We start from the raw sequence: 13,508 nt of genomic DNA, 5'->3' as shown, positions 1-13,508 counted from the left end.
ATATTAAATTAAGGGATTGTTTATGGGGAAATCATCAAGCAGGAGTGCGGAATATTTTTTTACCGGGAATTATTTCGCTGATGACAATGATAATGACATTGATGCCATTGGATTTGGTGGCTACATTTATGCCCGTGGAGGAAATGATCATATTACGTTGGGATCGATTGCTGCCAAAGTCTATACCGGCACAGGTAATGACACGGTTGTCGGTGGTGCGGCATATTTATCTGTTGAGGATTCCACAGGTAATCTGACAGTAAAAGGTGGTGCGGGTTACGCTGATATTGATAAAAATGGTGATGGTAATGTTTCATTTTCTGGCGCTGCGGGTAGCGTTGTTATGGATCACACAGGTCATCACGGTGATTTGGACTTTACCGGTGCGGCTATTTATAACGAAATGAACCGTGACGGTCTAACGGGTGATATGAGCTTCAATGGCTCTGGCGGCTACAATAAATTATGGCACGGAACTAATCAGGGCAATTTATTCTTTGATGGTGCTGGAGCGGGTAATAAAATTGACCGCACCTGGTATGACAATTACAACGGAAGCCGTGGCGATGTCACATTTAATGGTGCAGGTGCGGCAAATAGTATTAGCTCGCGGACAGAGTTCGGTAATATTGTTTTCGAAGGTGCCGGGGTTGATAATCACATTGTACGTAAAGGTAAAGAAGGTGATATTACCTTGATTGGTGCCGGGGCATCGAACCGAATTAAACGTATTCGCCAAAAGGAAGATGTTTACGTACAAACCCGTGGTGATATTTCTTTCGAAGGTGTCGGTGGTTATAACAGAATTTACTCTAATATTGCACATGGTAATATCAATTTCTCCGGTGCCGGAGCCTACAACCAAATATCAAGAATCGGTGTGAATAACAGTTTTCGTGATGAGGCGCTGGAATATTCAAAGGCTAAAGATATTGTATTAACGACAGCAACAATGGGCGGAACCTGGATTCAAGAAGCCCGACAAGTGACAGGTATTAAATCAACTGCTGAATCTGATACTTATCTTTTTGCCTTTGCTGACGAAATGTATACAAAAATCAGCAAAATTCAGCTCCAAAATGATCCCGAAACCGGTAAGCTCAATTATTACGCCACTTCCTGGTATAAGGAGGGTAATCACCTTAATGGTCTCGCTTCAACGGAGATCTCTTCCGGTAATGGATTTGTCAATATCAACATCAATGATGCTTATCGTCTTTTTAATTTAATGATTGAACATCATCAGCCGGTGACTATTCATGCCGTTGAAGAGGGGGTATCTGAAAACGAGTGGATTATTTATGCGAGTGGGACCACGATCAAAGCGGAAGATATCACCCTCTCTGATGCAAAGATGGGAGGGCATACGATCTTTTCCAATTGTCAGAAGTTTGATGTTTCCGCGGTGAGATCGAAACGTCAACCGAATACTTATGTGTATGCTAAATATTTGGAATCGTACACGAGAGTGGTGGTGGTTGAACTGGGAAATGATCCTATCACGCAGGAACTCAAATACCTTGTCAATGCGTGGTGCAAAGTGGGTGATCATACCAGTAATCTAGCTGATGAAGATATTTCATCCGCAAACGGTTACTACTCGGTGAGTGCTGGTAGCTGCGTGTTAAGTCAGCTTCAATATAGCCTTAATGCAACGATGCGGTGTGGTTCTGATCGGTTAGCACATACCGAAGAATACCGTCAGCAAGCACTGGTGAACTCATCTACTAACAGTGGTGACAGCTCCGGTGATATTCAATTCAATGGCGCTGGCGGCGGAAATGTTATTACCTCCAGTGTCACCTATGGCAATGTCAATTTTGAAGGCGCGGGTGCCGCGAACGTCATTGTGAAAAAGGGGGAAGAGGGCAAGTTGACATTTCGTGGCACAGGTCTGGCAAATGTCGTTGTTCATCAAAGTCAGCGTGGAGATATGGATATTCACGCTGGTGGTGCGATAAATGTTTTCGTCCGTATCGGAGATGGACAATATTTGGCTCATCTTCTGGCGGTTGGCAATATTTCAATCCACAGAGGTAATGGCAACAGCCAGATTTTCATGTTAGGTGGCTACAACACGCACACGCAGATAGGCAATGGTAGAGCGAGCTGGTTAGGTGCGGGGGGCTTTAATGTCATGACTCAAAAAGGAAATGGCAATGTCTCCTCGGCATTAGTGGGCGGTGCCAATGTGCTGACTAAGCTCGGTGCCGGTGATTTGGTTTCCGGTATGCTCGGTGGGGCTAACATTATTACGCATATCAGTGATGATGCTGAAATGTCGAATACCAGGGCGGTTGCGTTGGGTGGCGCTAATGTTCTTTCCAAGAAAGGGCGGGGCGATGTGTTGGCAGTGATGGGCGGTGGTGCAAACATTCTGACCCACATTGGTAACGGGAATACGACAGGTGTGATGCTCGGTGGTGCCAATATCTTGACCAAAATTGGAGATGGCGATACTACTGGCACTCTGTTTGGTATAGGTAATGTACTTACCCATGTCGGTGGTGGTCGGACTTTGGGGATGATGGGGGCAGCAGGCAATATCTTTACTAGAGTTGGGGATGGCGCTGCGATTGCAGCCATGATCGGTGCAGGTAACCTCTTTACTCATGTTGGTCACGGTGATGTATGGGCGTTGATGGGGGGCGCAGTAAACATCTTTACTAAAGTGGGTGATGGTGATGCGTTGGCGCTGATGATAGCCGCAGGCGACGTATTTACCCACATTGGTGATGGGGGAAGTGTTGCCCTGATGCTGGCAAAAGGCAATGTTGCGACTAAAGTGGGTAATGGTATGACGTTGGCCGCAATGATTGGTGGTGCCAATATCTTTACCCATATGGGAGATGGCAATACCTTTGCTGCCATGATCGGTGGTGCCAATGTGTTGACCAAGATCGGTAATGATCTGACAACTGCCTTGATGGTGGGTGAAGCTAATATCTATTCCCATGTGGGTAATGGCCCCAGCATTGGCTTGTTTGCCGGTGAGCTGAACGTGATGACTAAAATCGGTGATGGTACAACGTTGGCGGCAATGTTTGGTCAGGCCAATATCATGACCCATGTCGGCAATGGCTTAACCGGTGTTTTGGCGCTAGGAGAAGCAAATATTGTCACCAAAACCGGTAATGATTTTATGGGGGTTGTTGCAGGGGCGAAAGCTAACGTTATTACTCATATAGGCAACTCGATGACCGCTGGCGTACTGCTTGGTGAAAGCAATATTCTGACCAAAGTTGGGGAGGGGACGACCGTCGGCTTGCTGGTGTCGAATGTGGGGAATGTTATGACCCATGTTGGTCATGGTACAACGGTAGGATTTGCTAAAGGTAAAGCCAATATCATTACCAAAGTGGGGAATGGTACCGGTATTAATGCGGTTTGGGGGGAGGCCAATATCCTGACGCAAAAGGGGCATGGTGACCGTTATAACTTCGCGAAAGGTAGAGCGAACATCATAACCAAAGTGGGTGATGGACAAGAAGTGACGATCGTTCAGGGTGACGCCAATATTATCACTCATGTTGGTCATGGTAATGATTACACTGGCGCTTGGGGTAAAGCTAACGTCATTACCAAGGTCGGTGATGGGCGCAATGTGGTGCTTGCCAAAGGTGAGGCTAACATTGTGACTCAGGTGGGTAACGGTGACAGCTTTAATGGCTTGTGGAGTGAAGGAAATATTGTCACCAAAGTGGGTGATGGCATGCAGGTTACCGCGGCAAAAGGCAAAGCGAATATCACCACCACTGTGGGAAATGGCTTAAATGTAACGGCGACGCATGGTGACCTGAATGTGAATACCAAAGTGGGTGAGGGTGTTTCCGTTAACGTGGCATGGGGTAATGCCAATGTTAATACTAAGGTTGGAAATGGCCTGAATATTGCGGTGATGAAAGGTAAAAATAACGCCAATATTCATGTTGGTGATGGTCTGGGGATGAATGCCTCTTATGCACACAATAATGTGGCGATTAAGATTGGTAATGGTGATTTCTATAGTTTCTCCGTTGCAGAAAGCAATACGCAAAGCAACAAACTCGCTTCCTTCTTTGAACATATTAGACAGACAGCGTTAGGTGTAGGGGGCAGTCAGGCGATCAACTATCTGGTTCAAGGTGCTGAGGCTAATACGTCTGGGATGCACAAAGGCAGAGGGGCAATTAATTTAGCCGAAGTTTCTGCTATTGATGGTTTTAAGATGGATGAAATTGTTCCGGTAAGTTCAGATTTAAGCCGTCGTCTGAGTGGTTCTGTAACAGCGGTCGAAACGCTTGAGCTCGAAAATATCCATAATTCATTGAATATTAACGAAAGCAATGATCCGGAACAGGAAGCCAATCTGATCATCAATGGTAATTTTGAACAAGGTAATTACGGCTGGCTGGCAACTAATGGTATTGAAGCCTATCACTCAGCCGGTGCTTATGGTCTTGATAAAGAGAGATATGGAGAACGAGTCAGTGAACTTGATGTGGATGGAAACACTACGATTTATCAGGATCTACAAAACTTGTTCGAGGGGGAAATTATTTCACTGAGTTTTGATTTTGCCAATCGTCATAATGCTTATCTTACCAACAACGGCATGGATGTTTTCTGGAACGGTGAACGGGTATTCTCAACTTCTGGAGATGTCGCTGGATGGCAAAACAAAACGCTGGAGCTGATAGCAAAAACGGGTAGTAACCGAATTGAATTTAAAGGCACAGGTTTAAATGATGGCGTAGGTTATGTTCTCGATAATATTGTTGCGAAATCTGAGATCTCACGACCAGCCAAGGATGTTATCGAACACGCAAAACAGGATAAAGCGGCGCAAAATGCGTTAAACGATAAAGATAAAGCCGAAGAAGATCGCTGTATCTTAGAACAAGAAAAAGAGAAGCAACTGGCAGCAATTGCAGGTGCACGGTCTCAATTGGAATCAACGGATCAGGCTGCGCTAAACACCAATGGGCAAGCGCAGCGTGACGCGATAAAAGAAGAATCACAAGCAGTAACAGATGAACTGCTCTCCATGACTCAAGGTCTGGATGCACTGAATGACTCTGATAATTACCACGGTAAATCAGGCACCCAATGGCGTAAGCAATTTGCTACCGGATTATTGAACAATGTTCAACGTAAATGGGAGCACACTGAATCTACCGCACAGAAAGAGTTAGTTAATGTTCAGCAAAATGTGACCAGTAACCAACAGAAAGTAAAAAAAGCGATTGCCCAATCAGAGGCAGGTGTAGCGAAAAGTGAGCAGCATCGTATTGGTGTGCAACAAGATGTAATAGACGCTTATGAAAAAGCAAAATTGAGAAAGAAAGAGGCACTGTTACAACAACAGCGAGCAGAAAAAGCCAAAAATGATGCTAACGTTGCTTATCAGGAGGCGGAGAATCGAGGCAGACAGGACATTGCTGTGGCTGAGAATAAAATAGTTCAGGCACAAACCGATGCGAAGAGCGTGAAGCAGAGTGACAATGTTAAGCCACAGCGAATGGGCGCACTTGGCAGTGGTTTGTCTGGAGAGGCTTACCAGTCCACGGCTATGGTTGAAACCAGCAGCCATGTTAGACCTGAGTTTGCCGTACAGGCAGATGGGAGATTTAGTGCAGGGTTGATAGAAGAAAATCTGTCCGTACTGAAAGATGCAGAAAACATGATTAATCGGCTCCGGATTAATAGTCAATCTCCGTTGGATAAAAATCCACTGGCAGCATCCTCTCAACATCGAGGAGCAATAAAAGGAGATGTTTTACAAAAAATTGATAATAAAATTTTTGATCTTATCGCGCATGGGAAAGAGTTGGAGGCTTATTCATTCCATTTTAGCCAGGATGGTAATGTGTTGGAAAAAATCAGTAAAATCATCCCGGAAATTGGCAGTGTTCTTCTGACGAAAGGAGATACCGCTGAGTCTAAAAAGCTCATGAAAGGATTGTGTTTTGCTTTATCTGCCCGTTACTTAATGGAAGAACGAGTACATGGCTCAGGGGGTGGTAAAGCTTATATGATGTGGTTGAAGGACACTGTTAAAGCCTACAACGACAAATCAGTCAATAAGAAAACTGATATCAACGCCATTGAATCTGCTTTGCTAACCCAATATCGCCGTCAAAATATTGGGCTGGTTATTGAAGATTTATTATCGATGCAGTACAGCCAATTTATGGATGACTCTACTCTTGAAGCCTATAAAAAAGCGAATGCTGCCTATGGCGGCAAATTGAAAACTAATGGATTGGCCGGGTCGAATATTAGTAATGCACTGAATTACTCTGTTGAAGGCTATGAATCCGTCATGGATAAGCTGCGTCATGTGAGAAAGTCGATTTACATATCATTCATGTCTGAAGAACATGCCATGTCTGTTGTAGTGCATAAAAAACTCAATCAAACAGTTTGGTCATTTTATGATCCTAATTATGGTGGTAAATCGTTTGCTAACTATAACGATTTCCGTCGTTTTATGGATATGTTTCATAAAGGGTTTATAACGAGTTATAAATTTCAGGCAAGTAAAGAGCCAAGCCAAAGCTTTTATATTCACTTTAATAAGTTTGAAGAGGGAACCATTGCGAGATATGACGGCGTTTGGAAAACGTCACGTGATGGTGAACAAAACTACGTATTGCGTGCATTGAAAGAGCAAGGCAAGGTATTTAACTTAGGTCCAAACGTCACTGGGCGTGTAGTTGATTACCGAAAAGATGATATCACCCTGGAAATAACGGCTAAGCAAGGTAAACAAACGAAGAAGGTTCTGGTTGACGTTGAGAGCAATAACTTTAATCAGGCTGCCAACTTTGTGCAGTCGAATATCGATAAAGTCCTCTCTTATCCAGCAGCAAATCGACTGATACTTAAAGTACCGGTTGATGGTGATGTGGCGAGCACGTCGCTGGAAAAATTGTCATCAAGTGACATCATCAAAAACAAAAATGCAGGGGAATGGGAGCAGGTAGCTGTCACACCACAAGCCGATGAGCGTACAACTCGTTTTAGTCATCAGGTCATTATTCAAATGGAGGATGATCCGGTCGTTGCCAAAGCCGCCGCTAATCTGGCCGGTAAGCACCCGGATTCCAGTGTGGTTGTGCAACTCGATGCTGACGGTAAATATCGTGTCGTTTATGGCGATTCTGCCAGATTATCCGGCAAGTTACGTTGGCAAATTGTCGGTCATGGCCGTGATACGTCGGAGCAAAATAACATTCGTCTGAGTGGTTACACTGCCGATGAGCTTGCTGTGAGGCTAAAGCAGTTCAGTCACGACCTTAAACCGGCGGGTAAACCTTACCATATCAGCATCGTAGGTTGTTCTTTGATAAGTGATGATAATCGGGACGGTTTTGCCCGGCACTTTATCACAGAGTTAGATAAGCAAGGTATTCGCAGTCATGTTTCTGCTCGCCGTAGCGAAGTAGCGATTGATGCAACAGGCCGTAAATTTACCCGTGATGCCAATAACCAATGGGTTAATAACTTACCTGATAACAAAATTGTATTCGAATGGAATAAACAGGGTGAATTGACGACCAGTACAGAAAGGGTTGTTCGCGGTATTACTGAAAGTGACATCACCCTTTCCAGGGTGGGATACTCTGGGGCTGATGCGGTGGCAAGAGGGGCAGTAGCAGATTATCGTCGTCCTTTTACTGTGCCAAAGAAACGTGAAAATACCGTTCAAATTAACTCCAACGATAAATCGAATAATCAGCTTAGCTATTCCGGCAACATTCAGGTTAATGTGGGTGAAGGGGAGTTTACAGCGCTTAATTGGGGAACATCAAATGTCGGTATTAAAGTGGGTAGCGGTGGTTTTAAATCACTGGCCTTCGGTGACAATAATGTGATGGTTCATATCGGAGACGGAGACAGCAAACACAGCTTCGATATCAATGGCTACCAAGCGTTTGAAGGGGCGCAGATGTTTTTCGGTAATCGTAACGTCAGCTTCAATCAGGGCAGCAGTAATGACTTAATTGTGATGATGGATAAATCCATTCCAACACCGCCACTGGTTAATCCGTTTGATGGTGTGGCACATGTCGGTGGAGTACTACAAAGTATTTCCCTCGCTGGTAAAGAACAGGATTGGTTAATCGCGCAAGATCAGCAGTGGACCATCACCGGTGCGAACAAGTTTGTGCAGGATATGTCCGGTCTGGATCAGACCAGTAGTGTGAACTACAAAACGTTGGTTGAACTGGATTTACAGCATGAACGTAGCAGCCGCGGTTTGAAGCGAGATATTGAAGCCACATTGAATAAAAAATATCACCAATGGCTAACCAGCAATGTTACTGGTATGGACACAATGAGTCGCGCAAATAAATTCCGTCAGGTTAATGAGAAGTTGGCTTTTAATTTTGCCGTCGGTGGTCAAGGGGCAGATATTCAGGTAACAGCCGGTAACTGGAATTTCATGTTTGGTGATCATATCCAGTCGATTATGGATACCAACCTAGGTTCGTTGTTTGGTCTGCTGACTCAGCAATATTCAGCAACAGGTATGGCAAAGACCACTTTTACTTATCATCCGCAAGATTTACCGCGTCAGCTTAAGAATAAGCTGCTTGGCCGATTAGCAAATGTAAATGCCGATACTACCTTAGCGGACATATTCGGTGTGAATCACACCGCAGAGGGCCAAATTGTTTCCCGTACAGGGGAACCGATTGATGGCGAAGCGACTCTGCAAGAGATGCTGGCAGTGATTGCAGAATTTAGCGGGGACCAACTGAAAGCTTTTACAAATCCGGAGAAGTTGCTTGATGGTTTAAAAGCGGGCATCGATATGGGCGAGGATGGCATCAGATCGTTTGCGCAAAGTCATGGCCTGCAACAGAAAGCCTCTGATGAACACCGTAAACTGGAATCTCCAGTGAACATCGATGGAAAGCGTACTCAGGCCGATGATAAAGCAAAATCTGCATTTGGCTTTAACTCACTGAATCTGCCTAATCTGTTTGCGACGATGTTCAGTCAAGATAAGCAAACAGAAATGAAGTCCTTAGTTACACATTTGAAAGAAAACCTGACGGCTGATTTGCTTAATATGGAGGAAAAAACGTTTGATTTCCTGCGTAATAGCGGTCATTTGCATGATGATGGCGATATCCATATATCGTTGGGAAACTATAACTTCAACTGGGGTGGTGACGGTAAAGATCTCGGTGCTTATCTGGGAGATAACAACAACTTCTGGGGTGGTCGCGGTGATGATGTTTATTATTCAATTGGTACTTCCAACATCTTTACCGGCGGTGAGGGAGATGATCTGGGTGTCTTGATGGGACGTGAAAACTGGATGTTTGGCGGTAATGGCGATGATACCGCAGTAGTGGCTGGGCGCATTAACCATGTGTTTATGGGGGAAGGCAATGACCAGGCATTTGTCTTTGGTGAAGGCGGTTTTATTGATGCTGGTAACGGACAGGATTACATCGTCGCCTCCGGCAACTATAACCGAGTGGATAGCGGTGAAGCTCAGGATTATGTTGTCGCCATCGGCAATAGTAATCAAGTTGAATTGGGTGAAGGCAATGACTTTGCCAGAATATTTGGTAATGACAACCGGATCGATGGCTATTCCGGTAACGATGCAATAAAACTGATGGGCTACCATGCGGTAATCAATGGTGGAGAAGGTGATGATCACTTGATAGCTGCGGCGATTTCAAAGTTCAGTGAATTTGATGGCGGCGAAGGTCAGGATCTGCTGGTGTTAGGCGGGTACCAGAACCGCTTCCAGGGTGGCTCGGGGGCGGACAGTTTTATGGTTAGCGGAGAGGTGATTGATACGTCAGTCAATGATATCGGCGCAGAAGACATGATATTGCTTAATGACGTTGACTGGCGAAACCTGTGGTTGCAGCGCAGCGGATATGATTTGGTGCTGTCAGTGAAGCGCCAAACTCGGGACAATAGCGCTCAGGGGTTATTTGAATCAGTAGGTTCGATTACCTTTGATGATTACTTTAATGGCAATCGCGCCAAATTGGTGACTCAGATAGGTGATAAGAACGCATTAGGGGAGCGTGAATTTACGGCACTGTCAGATAATGTGGTGGATTCTTTGATCCAGACAATGAGTGGTTTTGCTCCGACAGCCGGTGATAATGGTTTTATTGAAGGGCTGGAAAGTTGGGCGAAAGTGACCATCGCAACGGCGTGGGCAGATGTCACGATTGGTAAGGGGAAATTTGCCTAATTAAGTTCATGATAATCAAGTGGCTCAAGATAAGTGAGCCACTTTTATCGCTAATCAACCGGTTTCCTACATTAATTGCGTATCGGTATTAAGAAAACGATGAATTGCCTTTAAAACTGCGTCTGGTTTTTCTGCATGAACCCAGTGGCCGCAACCGGCGACTACCCAAGCTTTAGCCTGTGGAAATTGTCTGGCGATATCGTTCCGATACTCTTCTTGAATATAAGGGGAGAGGCCGCCACGAATAAACAAAGCGGGATGAGGCCATGTAGGGATTTCTTGCCAGCCACTGATCTTTTCATACTGGTCAATTAATACCGGTAAATTGAATTTCCATTCCCCTTGATGGAATGATTTCAGTAAGAACTGAATGACACCTTCTTCCTGAATATTTTCTCGCATAATTTTAGTGGCGTCTTGACGGGTTTTAACTCCGGCTTCTGTCACTTGGTTCAGTGCGGTAAAAATTTGGTCATGACGGCGAACTTGATAGGCGACGGGTGCTATATCAATAAGAACAATTTTTTCTATCCGTTCTGGTGCCAGTGCGGTCATTGCCATTGCGATCTTACCACCCATTGAATGACCAATAATAATGGCGGCCTGAATTTGCAGATGATCCAACAGGGAAATAACATCTTGTGCCATATCGTGGTAATCCATATTATTTGCCCGTGGGGATAAACCGTGATTGCGTACATCGATTTGAATGACGGGATAGTATTGCTGCAAATCACGGGCCAAAACCCCGAGATTATTGAGATCACCGAATAATCCGTGGATTAATACCACAGGGGTCGAAGAGCGCGGATTTTCCGGTATCTGCATATGGTAATTTAGCGGGTGGTCTAATTTCATAATGAGAATTGTTTTCTTTCAGGTATTGATGTCATACCGTGTATATTGTTGCTTAAATTATAAAAAAGCAACCAGGCTATACAATTATAGTTAATAATTTCTTATAATTATATTGTTATCAAAATATTCATGTATCGAAAACTTGTTAGTTTTTTCAAGGTAATACTTAATGGATTGAAAAATAAACGTTCTTCAAGTAGATAGTATTTTTAAATGGAAAGTTTTAAATAATTTATGAGATGATCATTGGTTCAATCATCTTAGTGAGGTATTGATTGTGTGTTTGTGTGATCTATATCTTAAAAAATTGTGTGTTAATTTTAACTTTTTGTGAAAAAATGATGAAAATTTACTTTATATTTTATTAAATAAAGGTATAAAGTACATTTAGCAACAACAACACCGTTCTAATAAGAATAAATAGAATCTGATTTATACTATGGATTAGGGAATTAAGAAGTGAAGAAAAATTTACTAAAGAGTCTTTATTTTCAAGTTTTGGTTGCAATAACCATCGGTATACTTTTGGGACATTTCTACCCACAGCTTGGTGCGGAAATGAAGCCATTAGGTGATGGATTTGTTAAATTAATCAAAATGGTTATTGCTCCTGTTATTTTCTGTACCGTTGTGACTGGTATCGCAGGTATGGAAAGTATGAAAGCTGTTGGTAAAACAGGTGCTATTGCATTGGTATATTTTGAAATAGTTAGCACAATTGCTTTGATTATTGGGCTAATTGTTGTCAATGTCATGCAGCCTGGCGCAGGGATGAATATTGATCCCTCTACGCTAGATGTTAAAGCGGTATCCTTATATGCGGAAAAGGCGGCTGAGCAAGGGATAGTCGCATTTTTACTTGATGTTATTCCGGCTAGTGTCATCGGGGCATTTGCTAGTGGTAATATTTTGCAGGTCTTATTATTTGCCGTGTTATTTGGTTTTGCACTTCATCGTTTAGGAGAGAAAGGGAAACCAATCTTTAATATTATTGATGGTTTTTCTCATGTTATTTTCGGTATTATCAATATGATAATGCGATTAGCTCCTTTGGGGGCTTTTGGTGCAATGGCATTTACCATCGGGAAATATGGTATTGGTACATTGGTACAATTAGGACAATTAATAGTTTGCTTTTATATCACTTGTATTCTTTTTGTGGTATTTGTTTTAGGAACAATTGCTAAAGCCACAGGGTTTAGTATATTCCGATTCATTAATTACATTAAAGAAGAATTATTAATCGTATTGGGAACATCGTCTTCTGAATCTGCATTGCCACGTATGTTAGATAAAATGGAGAAAGCGGGATGCCAGAAATCTGTTGTTGGTTTGGTGATACCGACGGGATATTCATTTAATCTGGATGGGACCTCTATTTACCTGACAATGGCTGCGGTATTTATTGCTCAAGCAACGAATACTCATATGGATATAGTGCATCAAATAACGCTATTAGTTGTATTGCTTTTATCCTCTAAAGGTGCCGCTGGTGTAACAGGTAGTGGGTTTATTGTATTAGCTGCGACAATTTCTGCGGTTGGGCATTTACCACTAGCGGGGCTGGCATTAATACTGGGAATAGATCGTTTCATGTCAGAAGCAAGAGCGTTAACGAATCTAATTGGTAATGGCGTTGCAACGATTGTGGTAGCGAAACGTTGTCGTCAGCTTGATGAAGGCAAATTAAACGAAGTGTTAAATGCCAAATAAGTAACTCTTTAGGTTTTTACCTATTCGATGACCAATTAGTAAAATAATGTCGGCTTTTAACCGGCATTATTTTCAATTAATGAAGACCAGCAGCAATCCATATTATTCTCCTTCTGATATGCATACGTAACTTACTTTCATTTTATTGATAATATCGAGTTATAATGTAATTTAAAAAAAAGATTCTATATAAATGATTTCATATTATTCATGATAAAACATATATAATTATTTTAAGATGACATTTTATTTTCATTATTTGATATTTTTAAGAAATAGAAAATTACTTGTTTATTGATAATTATGCCAAGATAAATACAGTATAATTAATTATATTAAAATAGTAATGTATTGAATAGGCGGTATTTTACATTACTTCTATCCCCTAGGGATAAATAACATTTAAATTAATCTTGTATTCTGTCATAATGAGCCAATGATAGTAAAAATACTCATTTGTGATTATGTTGATATATCTTTGTTAGGCTGTTTTTATAACTGTAATAATTAAATAATGTTTCGTAATTCTGCTACACATGGTCTTCTTCAACCCATTGTTATACATAGAATTATGAGTGGTATAAGATGTAGCGCTATTTTGGAATCTTATTTAGCATTTTAAATTCATATATGAAAGATAAGTTCTAACAAGAATATAAATTTGTTTCCTTCCTTATCTGTAAAGCGCCATTATTTAAATAAGAATATGGAGATATCT

3 protein-coding genes are annotated in these 13,508 nt (G+C 42.4%); 2 read left to right on the top strand and 1 reads right to left on the bottom strand.

The features are described from left to right. The first annotated feature begins 22 nt into the window (after positions 1-22). On the top strand, positions 23-10,219 hold the full coding sequence (rtxA, locus tag EAE91_RS14370) for an MARTX multifunctional-autoprocessing repeats-in-toxin holotoxin RtxA (protein ID WP_214089097.1): 10,197 nt from the start codon (positions 23-25) through the stop codon (positions 10,217-10,219). Between the two features lie 66 nt (positions 10,220-10,285). Here rtxA and ybfF read toward each other — a convergent pair whose 3' ends face one another. Further along, complete coding sequence (gene ybfF, locus EAE91_RS14365) at positions 10,286-11,047, bottom strand: esterase (RefSeq protein ID WP_376744738.1); 762 nt, start codon at positions 11,045-11,047, stop codon at positions 10,286-10,288. A 489-nt stretch (positions 11,048-11,536) separates the two neighbouring features. Here ybfF and EAE91_RS14360 point away from each other — a divergent pair, with 489 nt between their 5' ends. Continuing rightward, positions 11,537-12,790 (top strand): dicarboxylate/amino acid:cation symporter, encoded by a 1,254-nt coding sequence (locus EAE91_RS14360; protein ID WP_214089095.1) that lies wholly within the window; start codon positions 11,537-11,539, stop codon positions 12,788-12,790. Positions 12,791-13,508 lie beyond the last annotated feature (718 nt).

The sequence above is a fragment of the Photorhabdus noenieputensis genome, assembly GCF_018448935.1.
Classification (GTDB): domain Bacteria; phylum Pseudomonadota; class Gammaproteobacteria; order Enterobacterales; family Enterobacteriaceae; genus Photorhabdus; species Photorhabdus noenieputensis.
This window is presented reverse-complemented; position numbering and strand designations above follow the sequence as displayed.

Excerpts from the sequence above, each read along its gene's own strand:
- rtxA (WP_214089097.1), top strand. The coding sequence starts at position 23 with ATGGGGAAATCATCAAGCAGGAGTGCGGAATATTTTTTTACCGGGAAT.
- ybfF (WP_376744738.1), bottom strand. The coding sequence starts at position 11,047 with ATGCAGATACCGGAAAATCCGCGCTCTTCGACCCCTGTGGTATTAATC.